Consider the following 22,468-nt stretch of genomic DNA (forward strand, 5'->3'; position numbering starts at 1 on the left):
CGCAATGAAAAAGGATTGTCAAGGGTGAATGATTCAGTTGATCATTTCCCAAGACATAGCAAGTCGTGTTTGACTTGAATTGATGGGTTTGAGCACCGCCACCACAGTCGGCGATTTTTCTTTGTTGAAGTAAAACTGTGAAACGTCTTTTTCCTGGGACTTAATAAGCTGTGCAAATCCCTGTGATTTCATGACGCGTGATAGTTCTTCATTGGCCTCGGAGACAGGCTTGTCGATGTCAAACAGATAATGCTGTCGGTCAACATTATCTTTCTTGGCAATATAACTCTTAACTTCCTTTGCACTGGAAGGTACTTGAATGCCGTTGCTAAGGCTGGTCAGACTTGTATGAGTTTCTTGTGTCGAGTTATCACACGCCGTGACGGACACCAGAAAAGATACAGCGAGGAGCAGGTTTTTCATTTTTTGCTTTCCGATTGTAATGCGTGCTGTGGGTTATACGTGCTGCCTACTTTCGAGGCGGTGATGCTGAACGAAGATGCCTGTGCTTGGGGTAGTGTGTAGGCGACGACAGAGGTGGGTACGTCTTCCATGAATCCAAGGCCCGTGACTGCATTTATGTCGCGCTCATCCAGCCACCCGTTTACGACCCTTACTTCACACTCACTGGTGATAAGGATGTGGTAGTCGGAGGCCGGGTGAGACAGTTGAATGACATTTCCCAGAGTGTTGACGGTCACTCCATCGCCGCAATGAAACAGTGATAGCGTGTTGCCGTGTGTGTTACCAGTGACGCAGTCGGTTATGGTGAAGTTCAACTGATCTATGTCACCACTGATACGCCTCGAAACTTCAAGATTTTCGTAAGCCGTATGGCGGCCTGCGAGCGTGAAACATGATTCGTTGGACGTTCCAGAAAGTTCGGCTTTACCTGGCAAGATCGAGTAGGTGTGACCTACTGCGACCACATTGTTGTGAGCCCAAGCGCTTCTTAGAAATTTCTGTAGCGGTTTAGCGTACTCGTGTGAGTAGAAACTAGGGTCAATCAGCCACTCAATGCCGTCCATGAATAAGGTAAACGATAAATTGTCTTCATGTTTATGCGTCTGGCAGAGAGATGTTGCGAACACAGACAGCATATACGCTCGGTCTTCATGGTTGCCCTTGATTATTGCGTATCCGGCTTTTGGTAATAGTGTTACGTTGTTTTCTTTATAAGGTTTTGGAGGAAATGAGGGACGGCCTCCAGGATTTTTTCTGCGGAAGGTATCGCCCTGAGCGGGAGCCCTATTGTCAGGATATTTGAGGAGTTCAGAAAACCTGATCAATTCATTGGCAATGGCTGGTATGTCGGTGGGTCTACCACTTAGGAGTGCTAATTCACCAGCGAATGACAGAAGGCGTTGTACGCCCTGGTGGTACCCAATTGAATTTTCTATAAAGACGGCGTAGCCATTGTCACGGATAATCAACTTTTCAAGTTGGTCCTCTAGTCGTTTGAGTGCCGTGGTCGTCCAAAGCTGTGCACAGGGTAGCTCCGGCAAGGCTAACGCAGCTGCTAACAACGCCACGTCTTGAAACCAAGCATGGTTATGGTACCTGGAAACTTGATGCGAAGAGTAAAACATCTCCGAACTGAGCAGCTGGGCGTGCTTGAAAATTGCGCCTCTCAAGCGGGTCATGAATCTTGTATCGAATTGGTATTTTGCTCCCAAGTCGCACATCAAGATCAGCGAAAGTAAACGCTCTGCTGTGCCATGGTCGTACCAAGCGAATTTTTTGTCAGGATCATTGCTGAAGTAACTGTGATCCAGCCACTGGTTGATGAAATCACGCGCGGAAAAAACTGTAGCAAGATTACCTGTTGTCCGTGCGTGCATCATCATCATGGTAGCGGGATGCAAAGCGTGCCAGGAAAATCTGTAAGTACCCACGTCCCCAAGAGTATCTGGAAGCCTGTTGTCTGAGGGCCAGGGCAGGTTTTTATTCCCGTAAAGAGGGCAGGTGCCGTCTGAAAGAAATGACGTAACTTGAGCGCCTACATCGCGGAAGCATTTTCCGAGATAGGTATAAGTTGAATGGACTAAATTTTTTTCAAGCCCGGCAGCCGCATTGACGTTTCCCGCTGGGTAATTAGGGGGGGCGTCCAGCCAGAATGGAAATTCGCTACTTTCTTTCCAGCACGCGATCTCTTCTATTTCCAGAGTAGAACCCTGGGGCAAAGGGCGTCCTTTGAAAAATAGCTTTACTTCCAATGCTTCTGATGCGGGAGGGCGTTGCCAGTTGTTCTGTATTCCAAATGCCAAGTCGGAATAACCCAAGGAAAAGTCAACCCATTGGTCTCTGAGCGTGTGCACAATTTTTACGTGATGATAATCGCTGCCCACCACGTAGCCAATCGCCAAATAATTGAGGGACTGCCACTCTGAAATTTTGAACCGAACGTTCAGTCCGTCGACAACGCACGCAATAGGCAACTTGAATCGGACTTGGTGGGTTTCGCTTGCATTCTCAAATATGAACTTTAGGCCCGAAGCTGTTTTGGTTGTCCTCGCATTGCCTTTGAATAGATCGGGTCTAAGTGCGTAACGGTGATTGTTATCCACACTATTAGTGAAGAGGAGGCTAGACTCAATCGATCTGTCCGGGTTGAGCAGGGTGACGGCCCTTGAGTCCATGGAAGGCTCTGTTTTCACAGTACGCAGAATGGAGGCAAGTGATTTTATTTTTTCTAGCATAAAACTGTAGTAATCATCGATGTAATGAAACGGGCTGACGCCCCATTTGTGCTCATCAGCGCCCTGAAGAAGCGTTGAAAGGGGCTCGATAAACTGGGTGTCGGGGACGTCCTCGGCGGCACGGTTATACAGGCGCTGCAAGAAGTGGTTGGCTGTATTGATCTGTACGTCAGTGAAGTGCGGAGCGTAAGTGTTTCCCGTTTGGGTAAACGTACTCCAAAAGGTTTTATGAATGATGACTTTGTGGAGTTGATTCGTCGTTTTCATTTGACTAATAAAGCGACGCCATCCGCAGACCCATTTATTATAAAAGTCATCACTGAATGCTTTTATAATAGCGCCGCTGCCGGAGTCTGAATTGAAGCCTCCGCTGAATAGCTCATTTGAGAGCGTGAATATGCCTCCCCTGCTTTCACAGAAGATGTTGAAGCGCTCATCTATCAAGTCTACAAGCAGAATGTCGAATTCTGTTTGTGCCAAGGACTGTTGTAAATGCTTTTCCAGATCTGCATTGACGACCGCCGCCTGAAATTTAGATTTAATATTCTGGCTGAAACGATCATCAGTTTTGACCGTCGCAAAGGCGCTCGCGAACGAGCTGCGGGCATAGTAAGCGCTCAGTTCAAAGGCATGTTCTGTGTCATAGTTCAAGATGTCCCGGCTGACACAACTGCCCGCGATCAGAATTCTGAACGGGTTCATACAGCGACTCTCGCGCCTTTACCAATTGGAGATAGCACAGGCATCAGTTGGACACTTCTGCAAGCAGGGCAACTTCCAGGCCGATGATCGCAGCCATCGAGGTCTGCTTCTCGACCCTCGATCTTGCTGCGCTCGACATGGAGCTGAACCGTTGAGGATGCTCTACAATTCGCGCTATTCCTTCGGCCATGGCTGCAGCATCGTCGCCAGGAGCAAGAATTGCACAATGCTCATCAGCGAATTCCGGGATGGCGGTGACCGCATTGGTCACTGCGACCAAGCCAGAGGCCATTGCTTCATCGCGTGATACGCCTTGTGCATCCATTCTGGTCGGACATAGGAACACTCCATAGTCCTTGTGCAACGCAGCAATCTGCGCATGCGTAAGGAAGCCTCTTTCTATTTTGACGTTGGCGTATTCACGCAGAGGGGCCAGCGTCTGCTCAAAGAGAGCGCCATCACCCATCATGAGAAACTCCAATTCTGAGAAATATGGTTTGTGTGCCAGTAACTTAATTGCTTTGACGCTCAAGTCATTCGCGTACTTGGCAGACGCATACGGCCGAATCGATAAAATCTTCTTGCGCTGCTCAACCGGCTTTTCCTCGTAGGAAAACAGCTCGGTATTGATCGGGTTGTGAATGATCTCGTATTGGCTTTCTGGCAAGCGAAAGCCAAGGTCTTCCATCACTTCTTCGGCGAAATAGCGCGATACAAACACCAGCTTCAGATTGGCCGGCATTGGCTGCAGCAACTCACGCCAGAAGGCCATGCGTTTTTCGCTGTCGAGTTTGCCCAGTGCCAGTTGCTCTTGCGTGTTGTAGTTGTATTCGCGGCGCCACCAGGGTTGGATTTCAGCGCCGTGGACCCATACGGTGAGGTTGATGTGGTCCAGGTGCTTGCGCAGCACTTCCCACATGGCGGGGTCGAGGAAATGCACGAGTACTGACCGATAGGCGCCGGACTCGAGCATCTTCGTCAGTGTTGCCTGAGAACCGGTGACAACATCCACGTTTTCGAACTCGTGGTAGCTCACCGACTCGTTGTTGCGCAGGCGGAACACGTCGACGTTGATGCCTTGTTCTTTATAGGCCGTGACACGCGTATGGACGAAACCGTTGCGGTACAGATCGTCGTAGGCCGGGTAATGGTTGGTGATCAGTAAGTGCTCGGCTTTGCCCAGCATGTCTGATGGCTGCAGATCACGATGGCCCAGCACCAGCGCCTTGATATGTGCGCTGCCGTTGGCGTAGACGCGCACGCCCAGGCGGACGAAGGCCGCTTCGGGCGGGACGTCGAAGGTGTGGTTGCGGTTGGCATGTTGCATCACATGGCTGATGCGCTGCTTCTGCGCATCGAGGAACAGCACCACCCATTGGATATTCAGCCCTGGTGTCGCGTCGAGGTAGAGCTTGACCTTGTTCCCGCCACCGAGCACATCGACGGTCAGTTCCTGCTTGGCGTAGTGGTACTCATGCTTGCCATCTTCAAGGGTGGACTCGATTTGCCATTCGCGGCCCTCAACCGTTTCCTTGAGGTGCTTGCTGCGCATTGGCTCAAACAAGGCTGCCAGTTGGCTGCCGCAGATTTCTGGCGAGGTATGGCTGTTCTGCAGGGGGGCGATGGCTTCGGCGCGACGTTGAAGCTCATGAATGCTGATGCCGGTGTCCAGTTCAAGGTCGTCTACCACGGCCGAAACATCCGTGCGGCCTGCGTGCCTGCAGTAGTTGAAGGCATCGATGGCCAGGCATTGCGCGTGGGGATAGTGCAACTCGGGTGCGTTTTTCAGCCAGGTGTTGACGCTCTGGTCGCCAATTAAGTCGATGTGGATCAGTGCAGTTCGTACGGCCAGCGTCTCAGGGCAGTGGTATGCCTGGCCTGGGTTGACCAATTGGATACCGTTGGCATCCTGGACAAAGTACGTGGTTTTACCCAGCACCCGCGCCTGGCTGTAGCGTGTCGCCAAGACCAGATCGAGCAGGTAGTTGGGGCCGTAATAATCGTCGGCAACCATTGTTCCCAGCCAGGCCGTATCGCCCGCCAGGGTTTTCAGTGGGGTAGACGCGACCTGTGCCGGCGTCAGCAGTTGCACGCGCGGATCACAGGCAGGTAACGCGCACCAAAGGTCTTCATCTACCACGACGTGCATCAGGAAATCAGGGTGGCGCTGACGCATGACGTGCTGGTTCAACGCCGCAAGCTGCGTGGCGTTCTCCGCTTTCGCGACGATGCACACACGAGGCAATAGGTTTGCTTGTGGCTCGCCGGTTACCTTGCTGATCACGTAGTTCAGTCGATGCGCGTAGGTGTGCTCTTGCATGACCTTGCGCAGGGCAGCCAGGCGCAATTTGTCGCTGTATCGCTCATCCGTGGTATGCAGGCTCAGCCGGCGCAGCATTTCCGGGCCATTGTCTGTGGTGATGACCAAATCCCCAAAGAGCAGGCGCACGCCTCGGGAAAAGTTGCTGACGGTGATGGTGTTGGAGCCCAGCAGTTCAAACACGCGACGGGCGAACATCGACTGCGACTGTTTGATCGAGTTGAGGTTGATTGCATAGCGGTAGCCTTTGTAGGCCAGGTCGATCTGGTCAAAACTCAGGGTACCGACAATGTAGGGCTGGTATTGCGGGGGAAACTGGTAGTTCTTGTCGTCCTTACCGAAGTTGCGGTCAAAGATGTCCAGTGGACGCAGGCGCGGCAATTCGCCGACAAAGCTGGCGAGGTCGCGGGTACGCTCGGGATAGCGCGCGTAGTAGGCGCCTGCGAAGCAGAACGCGTCTTTGCGTTCATACAGTTCCACCGGGTTATGCACGGCCGGCTGACAAGCGAAGGGCAGCAGGTATACGCGCTCATGACCCAGCGCACCTTTGTAGCGGTGGATACAGTCGATATCGGTGGTGAACACGAAGTCGAACTGTTTGGCAGTGGAGAGGAAGGTCTCGAAGTGGACCGGGTCTTCCTTGTTCCAGAAAACCGTTGAAACCTTGTGCTCGCCGCACCATTTGAGGATGTCTTGCAGCTCATGGCTGTTGTGCCCGATCTTGCTGCCCCACAGATCGTCCTTGCCGCGCCATGCCGATTCGATAAAGAGCAGCTCTGGCTGGAACGCTTCAAGCTCTACTTGCCAGTTGTGCGGTGTCAGGGGCAGCAGGTTGCACTCATTACGGTACGAGCCGAAGGTGAATTCGTCCATCACACAGGCGACTTTCAAGGGGCTTGTCGTGCCTGTTGCATCGTTGAGCAGGCTGCTGCGCGCATGGCTGATATCGTCCAGCAAAGAGGGCAGCGACACCGGCTCGGTAGGGGGGGGCAGCAGTGCTGCAACCGGTGTTTCAACGATGTTGCCCGAGGTATGGCTGTTCTTGCGGGTCTTGGCCGCTTGACGATACAGGTTGAGCAGATTGGCCGGCAGACGCACCATGCCACCCAATGAACCGGCGCTCGACTTCAATTGGTAGGTAAGACTCGAACGTGTCTTGATCAGGCGCTGTTCCGCCTGGTGACGCTTGGCTTCTGAGTTGCGCAGGTCGTCATTCAGCGCTTCGATCTGACGCTGTTGGGCGTCGCTTTGTTCGCGCAGCGTATTCAGCTCGGCGTTCAGTCGCGGAATCTGGGCATCCGTCGCCTCTCGGTATTTTTTGTTGGCCTCTTCCAGCCAGCTTTTGCACGAGGCCAGCTCACGCTGTACCAGGCTCAAGGTCTGTTCGCGTTCATCCAGATGTTCGGCCTTGCGCTGCAGATCACTTTCCAGCAGCGGGCGAGAGGTTCGCTCCTGATCAAGTGCGTCTGTCAGTTCCACGATCTGTGTACGGCAAGCCTTGAGTGCCTGATTGAGTTCAAGGATTTGTTGCTCATACTGGACATGAAGCCCGTCGATTTGCAGCAGCAGCGTGTCGATGTCTTTTTCCAGGTTCGCTTGGAGCGATTCCTGTGCATGGCGCTGCTCTTCGGCTTGGTGAACGGCATTCAGCCGTTCGGTTTGTGCCAGGTGACGGCTTGTCCGTTCCTCCGTGACGTGTTCCTGCAGGCGCAGGTTCTGCTCGTTGAGCGTTTGGAGCTCATCGTTCAGCACGTTCAATCGGGCCTGCGCGTCAGCATGCCGGCCGTGCAGTTCGTCCAGTTCGCACTGGTACTGCGTGTGCTGATCAAGCTTCAATGCTTCCAGCTCGCTCAAGCGTGTCTTGAGTTGCTGGTTGTGCTCGATGGCCACCTGGTGCTTTTTATTGGATTCGTCCAGGCTTGACGTGAGCTCCGCCAGTTTGGCCAGCTCGGATCGCTGGTCGCTGACGGTCTGCTCCAGCGCCTTGGCCTTCGCCGCTTCGGGCTTGAGTTGGGCAATCTGTTCGGTGGCGGCTCGATATTTCGTGTTCGCCTCTGCCAGCTGTTTACTGGTGTGGGTCAAACTGTTTTGCAGGTTGCGTTCGATGGCTTCGAACGCTTTTTCGAGGTTGGCCACCTGTTCGATGCCCATGTCCAGAGGGGCCGGTGTGGTTGCGTCTTTTGGTTTGACGGCCACTACGCCAAGCCATTTGCCCAGCACCTTTACCTGAGTGATGTGCAGATGCTTGCTGAGCAGGCGCAAGGGCTCAAGCAAGTAGAACGTGTGCTTGTGGTCGATGAAATCATTGACGCCGAACGGCACAGTGATAATCAGGCAGCCATCCGGTTTGAGCAGGGAGGCGGCTTTCTCCACAAACAATTCCGGACGCACCAGGTGCTCGAGCACTTCGCTGATCACAATAGTGTCCGGCTCGGTGTCCTGAGTGTTCAGCGTCAAGAAGTCGGCATTCACGTAGCAGACTTTTTCTTGCACGTGGATGGGTTCGTTGGCCAGGTAGTGCCTGGCTTCCTCAATGGCCTGGGGGCTGGTGTCGACGCCGGTGACATTGCAACCCTCACGGGCAAGCAGCAGCGGGACGATACCCTGGGAGCAGCCCACATCCAGCACTTTGCTCCCGCAGACCTGGGCGCAAATCCAGTGAATACGTGCCTGGGTTTCACGCATGAAGTGTTCGCCCAACTTCCCGTAATACGCCTCCATTACGCGATCATGAATGTCTGCCAGGGGCGCAGGCGCTTCCGCTGGCGTGGGGAGTTGGACGCTATTCATCTTCAATATCCTTATCAGGCCGCGAACACGCCGGCGGCGTCGATCACGATCGCCTCGTTGCGCAAATCGCCCATGGATTTGAACTCTCGGTGCTTGACCAGCAAAACGTGGATGTGAGCGCTGTCCAGCGCATACGCGGTGTCCACCAGTTGGTGGCCGGCAAGCGAGGCGGGCAACGCTTCGATGTTCGGCTCGACCAACATCAATTCAACGCCCAGTTCTTCACCCAACACTTGGGCGATACTCAGCGACGGGCTTTCGCGCAAGTCATCGATATCGGGTTTGAAGGCAAGGCCGTAGCAGGCGATACGTACCTGGCGTGCCGACATGTCGCGATGCTTGAGCAGAAACTCCGCCAAGGCCGTCTTGACTTGCCCGATGACCCACAGCGGCTTGCGATCATTCACCTCGCGGGCGCAGCGGATCAGGTTGGCCAGGTCTGGCGTCTTGCTCACGATGAACCAGGGGTCGACCGCAATGCAGTGTCCGCCCACGCCGGGGCCAGGTTGAAGGATGTTGACCCTGGGGTGATGATTGGCCAGGCGAATCAACTCCCAAGGGTTGATCTCGAGTTCGGCGCAAATCATCGAAAGCTCATTGGCAAACGCGATGTTCACATCGCGAAAGCTGTTTTCGGTGAGCTTGCACATCTCGGCTGTGCGGGTGTCGGTGATGATGCATTCGCCTTCGACAAACGCTTCGTACAGGCGTACGGCGGCGGACGAGCAGGCAGGCGTCATGCCGCCGATGATCCGGTCGTTATCGACCAGTTCGCGCAGCACGTGCCCCGGCAATACCCGCTCCGGGCAGTGGGCAATACGGATGTCGGATTGTTCCCCATGGGTGGCGGGGAAGGTCAGGTCCGGACGCGCTTCGGCAAGCCACGCGGCCATTTGTTCTGTCGCACCGACGGGAGAGGTCGATTCCAGGATCACCAGGTCGTTCTTTTTCAAGACTGCGGCGATGGCTTGGCTGGCTGCCTGGATGTAGCTGAGATCCGGTTGGTGGTTTTCCTTGAACGGCGTGGGTACGGCGATCAGGAATGCATCGGCCGGCTCGGGTGTGGTGGTCGCACGCAGGTACCCTTCGGTAACGGCGGCGTGCACCAGCATATCCAGGTCGGGCTCGACGATATGTATTTCGCCGCGGTTGATGATGTCTACAGCGTGCTGGTTGACGTCGACACCGATGACTTGCTTTTTGCGAGAGGCAAAGATGGCTGCTGTGGGCAGGCCGATGTAACCCAGGCCGATGACCGATACTCTTGGAAAATTCATGGCGCGCCCCGATTTTTTTCAACGTGCAATGTCATCAACGCTTCCCGGATCAATGCGCATGCTTCGCCCGAGCCATAGGGGTTGTGGGCAAAGCTCATGGCTTGATAGGCCGCGTTGTCACTGAGCAGAACGCTCAAGTTGTGGGTGATCGATTCCACGTCCGTGCCCACCAGTTTCACCGTCCCGGCGTCCACGGCTTCAGGGCGTTCGGTGGTGTCACGCATCACCAGCACGGGCTTGCCCAGCGCGGGTGCTTCTTCCTGTATGCCGCCGGAGTCAGTGAGGATCAGGTAGGAGCGAGTCATGAGGTAGACAAACGGCAGGTAGTCTTGCGGTTCGATCAGATGCACGTTGCTGATACCCGCCAGCAGGCGTTGTACGGGTTCGCGTACATTGGGATTCAAATGCACCGGATAAACGAACTCCACCAACGGATATTCGCGCGCCGCGTTGGCCAAGGCCTGACAGATGCGCTCGAAGCCATCACCGAAATTTTCCCGACGGTGGCCGGTGATCAGGACCAGGCGATTCTCTTTGGGCAAAAACGAGAACTGCTCGTCGAACTGGGCACGCACGCGGGTGGCGGGGTCGTCGAGTTTCTGCACGGTTTTAAGCAAGGCATCGATCACGGTGTTTCCCGTGACGTGGATGGCGCCCTCGTCGACCCCTTCATTGAGCAAGTTTTGTCGAGAGTTCTGGGTCGGCGCGAAATGCAAGGTCGCGAGGCTGCCGGTCAGGCGCCGATTGCCTTCTTCAGGCCACGGTGAATACAAGTTGTTGGTGCGCAAACCCGCTTCGACATGGGCGATGGGGATTTGCTGGTAATAGGCGGCCAGGCTTGCGGAGAAGGTGGTTGCGGTGTCGCCGTGGACCAGGATGACATCCGGCTTGAAGTCCTCGAGCACGGGCTTGAGCCCCTGCAGGATGGCCGTTGTCACGCCTGTCAGGCCTTGGCCCGCCTTCATGATGTTGAGGTCGTAGTCGGGGGTCAGGTCAAACAGATCAAGGACTTGGTCGAGCATTTCCCGATGTTGCGCGGTAACGCAAACCCTCGATTCAAATCGATCGTCGTTTTTCAGCTCGATGACCAGAGGCGCCATCTTGATGGCTTCGGGGCGTGTGCCAAAAATTGACAGGGTTTTAATGGGGTTTTTAATCACTTTATTACCGAAGCATCGATTGGTGTTTGATAATTTAAATACGCCGCTTGGGTGTAAATTAACTAACTGTCCCAATATTAAAAAACAGAAAGACCGAACTTCGCAACGGGGTGCGAAGCTTCTAAAGGAAGGGGGATATTGAAAAAGAAAACAGTTCCATTTAGCGCGATCCGTGGCCTATGTGACTCCGAAAATTCGCTCAGGCATGTCGCGACAATCCTTCTGAGAGGCGCGTAGTCATACCTTAAGCCGCAGGCACCGTACCACTTTGGATCCGATAAATCCTTGCGAAAAAAATTGATCAAACGGTTTACTTTCGTACTGGCAGCAGGTATCGGGGCGAATCTCAATGGAACTAATCGGAAATGAATAATTTTAAGTAAATCATTGAAAAATAAGGAAAAAAATATTCAAAATAGACTTTTTCAAGAATTTATGGGCGCCGCTGGTCGGAAATGACGAAATTGTTACAAGAAATAACAAAAATGTAACGGGGCGAAAAAAACGCGTTGACAGGGCGCTGGGGAGGAGCGCCGCGCGGAAAAAATCGGGGTGCAACCCAACCGTATCCGAGTGGGGGAGAGGGCGGTGGGCGCATGATTTTCTTGAACGTTCGGCGCGGGCTTTGATCAGCGCAGGCCCACCTGATTGTAATATGAAGCTGTACGCTAATGGGTTTGCAAGTTGAAGTTTAAAAGTGTGGCGAAGACTTTGATGTTGAGTTTTTAAGGGGCGAAATGTTTGAGCGAATTATCGTTTTATTGTGTGGTACATGTCCTACGTTGTGGGACTTAACATTGGATACGTAAGTAATCCGAAGTGAATCAAGTTCAAGCCAAAGTGCGTAGCTATTGCCGCGCCCAAACCGCCGAACCGATACGCCAGGCCATAACCCACCCCAGCGATGCTCGCCAGCAGCACCCAATGCCAGCCCGCGCCAAGGTGCGCCACCCCGAATAGCAGCGAGGCCAGCAGCAGCGCGAGGTTGTCGCCGTAGGGCAAATGCTTGAAACGCTGGCTCAAGCCACCTTGGACATAGCCACGGAACAGCGCCTCCTCGACCAACGTCACCAACAACAGGTTGTTAAGCACCCACAGCCAGGCCTGGTCCGGCCATTTCGGTGCCCAACTGATGACACCCAGCAAGGCGGCGGTGCCCAAAGCGGTGATGGCGGTGAGGGTCAACGCCAGCGCCGTCACGCAGATCGACAGGCGCAGCGAGCGCCGTGCCACGATCCACGGGCAGGCCAGGAGCAGCCAGAACCCGATCAGCGGTTTGTCCTGGTTCAGGAACATCGAGAAGGGCACGGCATCGTCGGTGAGACGTTGTGGGGCAATGCCACGTCCGTTGTAGAAGCCGGGCAACCAGTGCATCGCCAGGCTCAGTGCCAATACGATAAACAACCCGTGGCCCAGGTAGCGTGCCCACGGCGTGCGTTGCTGGCGTACGGCGTAGCCGGCGATCAGCAGCAGGGCGACGGACACCCCCGCCAGTATCCCCAGTTGCCCGTAGATCAAGGCCAGCAGGTAGCCGAGGGAAAGTAGCGCCAGGTACAGCCAGGGTAATGCGATCATGGGGAATCCTTGGGAAAATCTGCGCGGCATTATAGCCACCCGTCCTGCTGGGCCCGATGAAACTCCCTCTACATTCGCGGTTGGATTGTTGTGGTAAGCCCGCTCACAGTTTTTTCGGTCGCAACACCAACCACAACGCCCCCGCAATCAACACCCCGCCATACAAATGCGCCATCGACAACGGCTCATCCAGCAGCAACGCGCCCCACAGTACGCCGAACGGCGGGATCATGAAGGTCACGGTCATCGACTTCACCGGCCCGATGGATGTCAGCAAGCGGAAGTAAAGAATGTAGGCAAACGCCGTGCATACCAGCCCCAAGCCCAGCAACGACACCCACACCTTCCACCCACCCCAACTCGCGGGCGGTTGGCTGATTGCGCTGTAGGCGAAAAACGGCAGCAGGAACAACGTCGCACCGAGCATGCTGCCCAGGGCCGACAGGCGACTGTCCAAGCCGCCGCGCTGGTCCAGCCAGCGTCGCGCCAGGAACCCGGCAAAGCCATAACAGGTGGTCGCCAGCAAGCAGGCCAGCGCGCCCATCAACAATTCCAGGTCAAACGCCACGGGCCCGGCGCGGGTCAGTACACCCACACCGAACAAGCCCAGGCACACGCCGGCAATTTTTGACGGCGTCAGGCGTTCGCTGAAAAACAGCCCGCCGATCAACACACCCATCAACGGGGTGGTGGCGTTGAAGATCGCCGAGTAACCCGCCGGCAACACCTGGGCGGCCACCGAGTACATGGTCGCCGGGATCCCGGAGTTGATCACGCCCAATAGCAACACGGTCTTGAACTTGCCCTGGAAATCCCAGCTCACGCGCATCATCGCCAAAATCACCAGCAACCCGGCGGCGGCAATCGACACGCGGAAAAACGCGGTCGGCACCGTGCCGATCTCCGGCGCAATGATGCGCATGAACAGGAAACTCGCCCCCCAAATAGCAGCGAGCCCTAGCAAATACAGGCTGTCGACAGGTCTCACGCAACACTCCTACCTCAATAAGCCCGCGAGTGTTGCATGACATTTCCAATGATTACAGGACAAACCGCGTCACCAGCCCATTCAGGTCCACTGCCAGGCGCGACAGTTCCTGGCTGGCCGCCGAGGTCTGGGTGGCACCGGCGGCGGTCTGGGTGGACAGGTCACGGATGTTCACCAGGCTGCGGTCCACATCGCGTGCCACCAGCGCCTGCTGTTCGGCGGCGCTGGCGATCACCAGGTTGCGCTGGCTGATCTGCGAGATGGCTGCGGTGATTTTTTCCAGGGCGCTGCCGGCGCTGTTGGCGCGTTGCAGGGTCTGGCCGGCGTGTTCGGCGCTGCTGTTCAGGGCTTCGACGGTGTCCTGGGTGCCTTGCTGGATACCAGTGATCATCTGCTCGATTTCTTCGGTGGAATCCTGGGTGCGTTGCGCCAGGGAGCGCACTTCATCGGCGACAACGGCAAAACCGCGCCCGGCCTCGCCCGCGCGGGCCGCTTCAATGGCGGCGTTGAGTGCCAGCAGGTTGGTCTGCCCGGCGATGCCTCGGATCACTTCCAGCACCTTGCTGATGTCCTGGGCCTGTACCGCCAGGCCTTCGGCTTTGTTTGAAGCGCCGAGCACTTCGTCCACCAGGTTCTGGATCGAGCTGATGGTTTCGCTGATCTGGTAGTGGCCGTGCTTGCTGTCCTCGTCGGAGGCCTGGGACGCCTCGGCGCTGGACACCGCATTGCCCGCCACTTCGTCCACGGCCGCGCTCATTTCGGTCACGGCGGTGGCGGCCTGTTCGATCTCGTCGTTCTGCGCTTGCAGCCCTCGGGTGCTTTGTTCCATCACCGAACTCATCTCTTCGGCCGCAGAAGCCAGCTGCTGCGCTGACTCGCTGATGCCACGGATGGTGCCTTGCAACTGCGCCTGCATGGTGGCCAGGGCCGTGAGCAATTGAGCCGGTTCGTCCTTGCCGCTGACGGCGATCGGCTGGCTCAAGTCGCCGCCGGCAATGGTGCGTGCCACGATCAGGGCCTGGCCGAGCGGGGCGGTGATGCTGCGGGTCAGCAGCCAGGCCAGCAGCAAGGTGGCGATCAGCGCGAACACGATGATCGAACCGACGATCCACTGTGCGCTGGAATAAGTCTGCGCGGCGGAGTCCACGGCGGTCTCCACACCGCTCTGGTTGAAGGTGATCATGTCCTCCAGGCTTTTGTTGAGGATCACGCCCTGTGGCGCCAGGCGGCTGTTGAGCAGATCGATGGCGTCCTGTTGCTGGTCCTTGTCCACCAGGGCAACGATCTGCGCGACGAGGGTCAGGTAGGCATTCACGTTACCTTCGAGCTGCTTGAGCATTTCGCGTTCTTCATCGCCGCTGAGCAGGGTTTTGTGATGATCGAGCAAGGTTTGCAGCTCGGTGCGCTGGCGGGTGATCAAGGCTTTGCTGTTGTCACGGATTCGCGATTCGTCGGTGGTTGCCAGGCGCAACGCCTCCAGGCGGATACTGGCCACGAAGGCCGCGCTGTCGTGGATGTTCTCGATGCTCGGCATCCACGATTCTTCGATAACCAGTGCGCTCTGCCGCAACTTGGCCATCTGGCCCAGCCCAAACATCCCGACGATCACCAGCAAGCTGGCCAAAACCCCAAAACTCAGACTGGCACGCAGACCGATCCTCATGTTCCTCAATGACATCTCAATGCTCCTTGGGCGATTAGAACCTGTTCCCGGATCGGTCTTTGGACCTTGTTAGGGTGGGAGAGGGCGCGCTATATATCAAAGTGCCATCACCCTGGTAATCAGGGTTTCCCTTAGTTGGATCCAAAGCGCCGAGCGGAGATCGCGCCCAGCGTTGAGCAAGGTTTTTCGGCATTGGACAGCCAAGCCCCGCCGTTGCAGGCGTGCGGGAAAAGCGCAGTGCGACTTTTGGGTGCGTTTATTGACCGGATGGTCGAATTAAAAAAATTGAAAATAAATGTACGAAATGAACGAAGTTGTACAAGGCAGCGCAAGAAATGACCCTTCTCCTGTTCTCGTACACTGGCTAAGCTCAGGGCTTCCAGATGCCCGCAGAGGTTTCCCGCATGTCCCAATCCGCCCTCGCTGTCGCCCGGATGATCCTCGATGGCTTCGACGATTACCGTGAGCACTTTCGCCAGATCACCGATGGCGCCCGCGAGCGTTTTGAAAAGGCCCAGTGGCAGCAGGGGCAGGCGGCGTCGGCGGCGCGGATCAACCTCTATGAAGAAAAGGTCAGCGAAGTGATTGCGCGTTTGCGCAGCAGCTTTGATGACGGCGCATTACTCGATGTCGACCAGTGGCCCGTGGTGAAAAGCGCCTACATCGGCCTGATCGATCTGCGTTTCGACGATGAGCTGTCCGAGACCTGGTACAACTCGATCTTCTGTGGTCTGTTCAGCCACGACCTGATCAGCGACGGCTGCATGTTCATCCACACCACCCGGCCCAGCCTGCGCCGGGCACGGGCCGCGCAGACGCGTACCTACACGCCTGCCGGGAAAATCCCGGAAATGCTCGCGCAGATCTTTGCCGACTACCGTTTCAGCGAGCCTTACGCCGACCTGGCCGGCGACCTGCGCCGCCTTGAGACCCAAATGCGGGAAAACCTGCCGGACTGGGTGTGCAAGGACCCGGACCTCAAGGTCGAGCTGTTTTCCTCGGTGCTCTACCGCAATAAAGGCGCCTACCTTGTAGGGCGTATCTACACTCGCGACGAACAATGGCCACTGGTGATCCCACTGCTGCACCGTGAAGGGCAGGGCATCCAGATCGACGCGCTGATCACCGACGAAGCCGACGTGTCGATCATCTTCTCGTTTACCCGTTCCTACTTCATGGTAGATGTGCCGGTGCCGGCGGAATTCATCGGCTTTCTCAAGCGCATTCTGCCGGGCAAGCACATCGCTGAGCTGTATACCTCCATCGGTTTCTACAAGCACGGCAAGTCAGAGTTCTACCGCGCCTTGATCAACCACCTGGCGACCACCGACGATCAATTCATCATGGCCCCCGGCGTGCGTGGCATGGTCATGAGCGTGTTCACGCTGCCGGGCTTCAACACGGTGTTCAAGATCATCAAGGACCGCTTTTCACCGTCGAAAAACGTCAACCGCGCCACCGTGATCGAGAAGTACCGGCTGGTCAAAAGCGTCGACCGGGTCGGGCGCATGGCCGATACCCAGGAGTTCGCCGACTTCCGTTTCCCCTTGAGCAAATTCGAGCCCGAATGCCTGGCCGAATTACTGGAAGTGGCCGCTGGCACCGTCGAAGTCGAAGGCGACACGGTGTTGATCCGCCACTGCTGGACCGAACGGCGCATGACCCCGCTCAACCTCTACCTCGACAACGCCAACCCCGCCCAGGTGCGTGAAGCCTTGGAAGACTATGGCCTGGCGATCAAACAACTGGCGGCGGCCAACATCTTTCCCGGCGACATGCTGCTGAAAAACTTCGGTGTCACTCGCCATGGCCGCGTGGTGTTCTACGACTACGATGAGATCTGCTTTCTCACCGAGGCCAACTTCCGCCACATCCCCGCGCCGCGTACCCCAGAAGATGAAATGGCTTCCGAGCCCTGGTACTCCATTGGCCCGCTGGATGTATTCCCTGAGGAATTCCCGCCGTTCCTGTTTGCGGATGCTGGCCAACGCAAGTTGTTCGATGAGCTGCATGGCGAGTTGTACAACGCCGATTACTGGAAAGGGCTGCAGGAGGCGATTCGCGCCGGTAAGGTGATTGATGTGTTTCCTTACCGGCGTCGGTGGGAGGAGAACCAGTAAAAGCTTTTAACTAAACCTTAAAGCGCCGCTCAGGCCAGGCAGCCTTGGTAGCGTCAGCTGTTTCCTTTACGGTTTTCCTTGCGGACATCCTTCAGCCAGGATTGGTCTCGACCCATCACCGTCAGCTCATCCGTAACGTTGGACGCTCGGTTCTTATCGGTGGGATTGGTACCGTTGGTTTGCACGTCGCGAGCCTGTTTGTATAGGGATGCCATTTCTTTGTTAAGCGCGTTATCGGTTTGTTTGACTTCGCGGGCGTTATTGAACTTTGTGATCGGGTTGCTGGTTTTTGGCGGGTTCGAAAGTTGATCGATGCGTTTTTGCGTCAGATTGATAGCAGGTTGAAAACTTGACGCGGGAAGCGCGGGTGTCGGGAACGTGGCGGGCAGGTTTTCCAGCTTGTCTTTGTTTTTTTTGAGCGCTTCGAGTTTCTTTTGTCTGTTTGGGCTCAGTGCTGAAGTGGGTTGTTGATCGAGCAGTGGCGCGGATGACTGGCTCCCGGAGGGTTTAAGCCAGGAGCCTTGGGATGCGTTGTTTTCAGGTGCGATAGACTGATATTTGTCGGCATAACTGTGGGTATTGCCGCTGTACGCGTGGTTGTTGGAGTTGATGGGCATACATACCTCGTGCGATGAGCTTGGGGGGGCTGTTGTTTCTAATGTGCCGAGTGGTTCCACTACTATTGCGTCACAGGCCGCTCATGAAATTCATGCCGCGTACTGCCTGACTGGTCGTGTGGAAGTTCGAGATTCGGTTGGCCGTCAAATTGGTGGACGGTGTCGAGGCGCTCTGCGGGGCTGCGTTGGATGACGGCTTTTCGGTGTAGGCGGGCGGGAACTCATATTTGGGCGGTGGTTCCGACGCTGCGGAGCGCGGTTGGGCCTGCATGGATACAGAGTAGCTGGGTAGATAAGGTTGGCTGTTTGTCGAATCGATAGGCATAAAAGCTCCGGTTTCATGAACGATACAGCGATCTGCCAGGGTTTCTGGCAGATTGATTTGGCCTTGGATACGCCACTCAATCCATCGGATTTGCACTGTAAAAGTGGTCGGGTGAGCGACTTTCTTCTGTAAGAAAGGTGCTCACTCGCAGGTGTTACGCGTCCCGTCACTGACTGAACATCTCCAGAAATGTAGAAATCTGCGACAATCGCCCCTCGTTTTTTCCGTCCACCGTTATGCAGGCGCGCCCTGCCTCACCCAGAAGACCTTTGCCACCCTGATGACCGACCAAGCGCCCACTATCGACCAACTGCTCAAGACCCTCGATCACGCCATGCTCGCCGACCGCCACCGCTTGCGGCGGCAGTTACTTGAGCTGCGCAAGAAACCCGACGAGGAAAAGCTGGCGCAGTGGGTCGCGCGCATGCAGGCGTCTTGCGCCCAGGTCACGGCGCGGCGTGCCAGCCTGCCGGTGATCCGCTACGACGACAGCCTGCCGATTGCGGCCAAGCGTGATGAGATCAAAGCCGCGCTGAACAAGCACCAGGTGCTGATCATTGCCGGTGAGACCGGCTCGGGTAAGACCACCCAGTTGCCGAAGATCTGCCTGGAAATCGGTCGCGGCCAGTTCGGCCTGATCGGTCACACCCAGCCACGGCGAATTGCAGCACGCAGCGTTGCCAGTCGGGTGGCCGAGGAGTTGGCCACACCGTTGGGCGCGTTGGTCGGCTATCAGGTACGTTTTGAAGACCAGAGCGATTCCAATACCCTGATCAAGCTGATGACCGACGGCATCCTGCTGGCGGAAACCCAGAACGATCGCTACCTGGAACGCTACGACACGATCATCGTCGACGAAGCCCACGAACGCAGCCTGAACATCGACTTCCTGCTGGGCTACCTGAAGACCTTGCTGCCGCGTCGTCCGGACCTGAAAGTCATCATCACCTCGGCAACCATCGACCTGGAGCGTTTTTCCAAGCATTTCGACGACGCGCCGATTGTCGAAGTGTCGGGCCGTACTTTCCCGGTGGACACCTGGTATCGCCCGTTGACCCTGGAGCAGGACGAGGAGGGCAACCGCGTCGAGGATGACTTGACCGTTGACCAGGCGATCCTCGCCACCCTCGATGAAATCGCCGCCTACGAGCGCAGCGAGCGCCGCAGCCCTGGCGATGTGCTGGTCTTCCTGCCGGGCGAGCGCGAGATCCGCGACGCCGCGGACATGCTGCGCAAGGCCCAGCTCAAGCACACCGAGATCCTGCCGCTGTATGCGCGCCTGTCGCCGGCCGAACAGCAGCGCATTTTCCAGTCCCATCCGGGCCGGCGCGTGGTGCTGGCGACCAACGTTGCGGAAACCTCGCTGACCGTGCCGGGCATTCGTTATGTGATCGACAGCGGCACCGCGCGCATCAGCCGCTATAGCTACCGCGCCAAGGTGCAGCGCCTGCCGATCGAGGCGATTTCCCAGGCCAGCGCCAACCAGCGTAAAGGCCGCTGCGGTCGGGTCGAGCCCGGCATTTGCGTGCGTTTGTACAGCGAAGAAGATTTTATCGGGCGTCCGGAATTTACCGACCCGGAGATCCTACGCACCAACCTCGCGGCTGTGATCCTGCAGATGCTGCACCTGCGCCTCGGCGAGATCACCGATTTCCCGTTTATCGAGCCGCCGGACGGCAAGGCCATCAGCGACGGTTTCAACTTGCTGCAAGAGCTGTCGGCGGTGGACCGCAACAGCCAGCTCACGCCATTGGGCCGTCAGTTGGCGCGCCTGCCGGTGGACCCGCGCATGGGCCACATGCTGCTGGAAGCCGCCAAGCTCGGCAGCTTGCAGGAAGTGCTGATCGTCGCCAGTGCCATGTCGATCCAGGACCCGCGCGAGCGTCCGCCGGAGCGTCAACAGGCGGCCGACCAGGCTCACGCGCAATGGAAAGATCCGGATTCGGACTTCGCCGGGTTGGTCAATCTGTGGCGCGGCTTTGAAGAGCAGCGCCAGGAACTGACCGCCAGCCCGCTGCGCAACTGGTGCCGCAAGAACTTCCTCAACTACCTGCGCTTGCGCGAGTGGCGCGACTCCCATCGCCAGTTGAGCCTGATCTGCCGCGACATGCAGTTGACCGTCAATAAAGAACCGGCGGATTTCCCGAAACTGCACAAGGCGGTGCTGTCCGGCCTGCTCAGCCAGATCGGCCAGAAAACCGAAGACGGCGATTACCTCGGCGCGCGCCAGCGGCGTTTCTGGATTCACCCGTCCTCGGGCATCGGCAAGAAGCGTCCGCAATGGCTGATGACCGCCGAACTGGTGGAAACCACCAAGCTGTATGCGCGCATGGTCGCCAAGATCGACGCCGACTGGATCGAGCCGCTGGCCGGGCACTTGATCAAGAAAAACCACTTCGAACCCCATTGGGAGAAGAAGCGCGGCCAGGTGGTGGCCTTTGAGCAGATCACCCTGTTCGGGTTGATTGTGGTCGGGCGTCGGCCGGTGCATTACGGGCCGATTGACCCGGTGGTGTCTCGCGAGTTGTTTATCCGCGAAGGTCTGGTGCGTGGCGAGATCCAGTCGCGGGCCAAGTGCCTCACGGCCAACCAGCAACTGCTGGAGCAACTCGATGAACTCGAAGCCAAGGCGCGCCGTCGCGACATCCTGGCGGACGAGGAAACCCTGTTCGCCTTCTACGACGCGCGGTTGCCAGCGGAGATCCACCAAACCGCGACCTTCGACAGCTGGTACAAGATCAACAGCCAGAAAGACCCGCAGCTGCTGATTATGCGCGAAGAGGACGTACTGGCCCGTGAGGCCAGTGAAGTCACCGCCGCGCATTATCCGGACACCCTGCACCTGGGCGATCTGGAACTGGCGTTGAGTTACCACTTCGAACCCAATCACCCACGCGACGGTGTGACCCTGCGCGTGCCGGCGCCGCTTTTGCCTGCGTTGCCGCCAGAGCGCCTGGAATGGCTGGTACCGGGGGTGATCGAAGCCAAGTGCATCGCCCTGGTGCGCAACCTGCCCAAGGCGCTGCGCAAGAACTTCGTGCCGGTGCCGGACTTCGTCAAGGCCGCGCTGCAACGCATCGAGTTTGGCCAGGGCTCGTTGCCTCAGGCGCTGGGCCGTGAATTGCTGCGCATGACCGGGGCGCGGGTCAGCGATGAAGCCTGGGCCGAAGCCGCGCAGCAGGTGGAAAGCCACTTGAAGATGAACCTGGAAGTGGTCGACGGTCAGGGCAAGTTCCTCGGCGAAGGCCGCGACCTGGCCGAACTGACCGCACGCTTTGCCGAGGCCAGCCAGGCCGCGCTGGCCGTGCCGCAAACCGCGAAAAGCCAACAGCCGGTGGAAGCCAAGGTGTTTGCGGCGGTGGCGGAAAAGACTCAACAGAAGATCGCCGGGCTGTCGATGACGGTGTATCCGGCGCTGGTGGAAGAAAACGGCACGGTCAAGGAAGGGCGCTTCTCCACGGCTGCCGAGGCGGAGTTCCAGCATCGCCGCGCGTTGCAGCGCCTGCTGATGCAACAACTGGCGGAACCGGCGAAATTCCTGCGTGGCAAATTGCCGGGTTTGACCGAGCTGGGCCTGATGTACCGCGAGTTGGGGCGCATCGATGCGCTAGTGGAAGACATCTTGCTGGCCAGCCTCGACACCTGCGTACTCGAAGGCGAAGCCAGCCTGCCGCGCGATGGTGCTGGCCTGGCCGCCTTGGCTGAGCGCAAGCGTGGCAGTTGGACCGAACATGCCGAGCGCCTGGCGCGCCTGACCCTGGACGTGCTGAAACTGTGGCACAGCCTGCAAAAACGTTTCAAAGGCAAGATCGACCTGGCACAGGCCGTGGCCCTGAACGACATCAAGCAGCAACTGAGTAACCTGGTATACCCGGGTTTCGTGCGGGAAACCCCGGCGCAGTGGTTCAAGGAATTGCCGCGTTACCTCAAGGCCATCGAGTTGCGCCTGGAGAAACTGCCAAGCCAGGTGCAAAAGGATCGGGTGTGGAGCGGCGAACTGGCCGGTTTGTGGACGCAGTACGAAAACCGCCTGAAAAAACATGCCCAGGAAGGCAAGCGCGACCCTCAGCTGGAGCTCTATCGCTGGTGGTTGGAGGAATATCGCGTGTCGTTGTTTGGCCAGCAACTGGGCACCAAAGTGCCGATTTCCGACAAGCGCTTGAGCAAGCAATGGAGCCTGGTCGAAGCTTGACCCCCGTAGATACTCTGCGGTGTGGTGAGCGGGCTTGTTG

General features: G+C 57.1%; 12 protein-coding genes. 2 read left to right on the top strand and 10 right to left on the bottom strand.

What is annotated here, in order from left to right:
• Positions 1–33 precede the first annotated feature (33 nt).
• The 8 genes from HX812_RS13965 to HX812_RS14000 all read right to left on the bottom strand — a co-directional run bounded on the left by HX812_RS13965 (position 34) and on the right by HX812_RS14000 (position 15,189).
• Positions 34–423, bottom strand: coding sequence for a hypothetical protein (locus HX812_RS13965; RefSeq protein ID WP_038847997.1), 390 nt, complete (start codon positions 421–423; stop codon positions 34–36).
• A complete protein-coding gene (locus HX812_RS13970) occupies positions 420–3,401 on the bottom strand; it encodes a DUF6270 domain-containing protein (protein ID WP_235165473.1) in 2,982 nt (993 codons plus the stop codon). The genes HX812_RS13965 and HX812_RS13970 overlap by 4 nt, the downstream gene beginning before the upstream one ends.
• Before the next feature lie 43 nt (positions 3,402–3,444).
• Positions 3,445–8,511 carry a glycosyltransferase gene (locus HX812_RS13975; RefSeq protein WP_038848000.1) on the bottom strand — a complete coding sequence of 1,689 codons (5,067 nt, stop codon included), beginning with the start codon at positions 8,509–8,511 and terminating at the stop codon, positions 3,445–3,447.
• Between the two features lie 14 nt (positions 8,512–8,525).
• Positions 8,526–9,788 (bottom strand): UDP-N-acetyl-D-mannosamine dehydrogenase, encoded by a 1,263-nt coding sequence (gene wecC / locus HX812_RS13980; RefSeq protein WP_038848002.1) that lies wholly within the window; start codon positions 9,786–9,788, stop codon positions 8,526–8,528.
• Positions 9,785–10,933 carry a non-hydrolyzing UDP-N-acetylglucosamine 2-epimerase gene (gene wecB, locus HX812_RS13985; RefSeq protein ID WP_080642404.1) on the bottom strand — a complete coding sequence of 383 codons (1,149 nt, stop codon included), beginning with the start codon at positions 10,931–10,933 and terminating at the stop codon, positions 9,785–9,787. Before wecB ends, wecC begins: the two co-directional genes overlap by 4 nt.
• 792 nt (positions 10,934–11,725) lie before the next feature.
• Entirely contained in the window at positions 11,726–12,523 is a 798-nt protein-coding gene (locus HX812_RS13990; RefSeq protein ID WP_038848005.1) for a CPBP family intramembrane glutamic endopeptidase, read from the bottom strand.
• Between the two features lie 103 nt (positions 12,524–12,626).
• On the bottom strand, positions 12,627–13,511 hold the full coding sequence (locus HX812_RS13995) for a DMT family transporter (RefSeq protein ID WP_038848007.1): 885 nt from the start codon (positions 13,509–13,511) through the stop codon (positions 12,627–12,629).
• Between the two features lie 52 nt (positions 13,512–13,563).
• A complete protein-coding gene (locus tag HX812_RS14000; RefSeq protein ID WP_038848009.1) occupies positions 13,564–15,189 on the bottom strand; it encodes a methyl-accepting chemotaxis protein in 1,626 nt (541 codons plus the stop codon).
• Positions 15,190–15,578: 389 nt separating this feature from the next.
• Here HX812_RS14000 and aceK point away from each other — a divergent pair, with 389 nt between their 5' ends.
• Complete coding sequence (aceK, locus tag HX812_RS14005) at positions 15,579–17,294, top strand: bifunctional isocitrate dehydrogenase kinase/phosphatase (RefSeq protein WP_038848011.1); 1,716 nt, start codon at positions 15,579–15,581, stop codon at positions 17,292–17,294.
• A 53-nt stretch (positions 17,295–17,347) separates the two neighbouring features.
• On the opposite strand, the gene HX812_RS14010 is transcribed toward aceK, so the two are convergent.
• Together HX812_RS14010 and HX812_RS14015 are read right to left on the bottom strand one after the other, a co-directional pair.
• Positions 17,348–17,911, bottom strand: coding sequence for a hypothetical protein (locus HX812_RS14010; protein ID WP_038848014.1), 564 nt, complete (start codon positions 17,909–17,911; stop codon positions 17,348–17,350).
• A 70-nt stretch (positions 17,912–17,981) separates the two neighbouring features.
• Positions 17,982–18,236: a hypothetical protein gene (locus HX812_RS14015; RefSeq protein WP_152514734.1), complete on the bottom strand. Its 255-nt coding sequence runs from the start codon at positions 18,234–18,236 to the stop codon at positions 17,982–17,984.
• Between the two features lie 280 nt (positions 18,237–18,516).
• On the opposite strand from HX812_RS14015, the gene hrpA reads away from it, so the two are divergent.
• A complete protein-coding gene (hrpA, locus tag HX812_RS14020) occupies positions 18,517–22,428 on the top strand; it encodes an ATP-dependent RNA helicase HrpA (protein ID WP_038848016.1) in 3,912 nt (1,303 codons plus the stop codon).
• The last annotated feature ends 40 nt before the right edge of the window (positions 22,429–22,468 follow it).

Origin of the sequence: Pseudomonas sp. IPO3749, assembly GCF_013386605.1 — a bacterium.
Classification (GTDB): Bacteria; Pseudomonadota; Gammaproteobacteria; order Pseudomonadales; family Pseudomonadaceae; genus Aquipseudomonas; species Aquipseudomonas azotoformans_A.

Bases quoted from the DNA above. Each gene is read 5' to 3' on its own strand.
- HX812_RS13975 (WP_038848000.1), bottom strand. From the start codon at position 8,511: ATGAATAGCGTCCAACTCCCCACGCCAGCGGAAGCGCCTGCGCCCCTG.
- hrpA (WP_038848016.1), top strand. From the start codon at position 18,517: ATGACCGACCAAGCGCCCACTATCGACCAACTGCTCAAGACCCTCGAT.
- wecC (WP_038848002.1), bottom strand. From the start codon at position 9,788: ATGAATTTTCCAAGAGTATCGGTCATCGGCCTGGGTTACATCGGCCTG.
- HX812_RS14015 (WP_152514734.1), bottom strand. From the start codon at position 18,236: ATGCCTATCGATTCGACAAACAGCCAACCTTATCTACCCAGCTACTCT.
- HX812_RS13990 (WP_038848005.1), bottom strand. From the start codon at position 12,523: ATGATCGCATTACCCTGGCTGTACCTGGCGCTACTTTCCCTCGGCTAC.
- HX812_RS13970 (WP_235165473.1), bottom strand. From the start codon at position 3,401: ATGAACCCGTTCAGAATTCTGATCGCGGGCAGTTGTGTCAGCCGGGAC.
- HX812_RS14000 (WP_038848009.1), bottom strand. From the start codon at position 15,189: ATGTCATTGAGGAACATGAGGATCGGTCTGCGTGCCAGTCTGAGTTTT.
- HX812_RS14010 (WP_038848014.1), bottom strand. From the start codon at position 17,911: ATGCCCATCAACTCCAACAACCACGCGTACAGCGGCAATACCCACAGT.
- HX812_RS13965 (WP_038847997.1), bottom strand. From the start codon at position 423: ATGAAAAACCTGCTCCTCGCTGTATCTTTTCTGGTGTCCGTCACGGCG.
- aceK (WP_038848011.1), top strand. From the start codon at position 15,579: ATGTCCCAATCCGCCCTCGCTGTCGCCCGGATGATCCTCGATGGCTTC.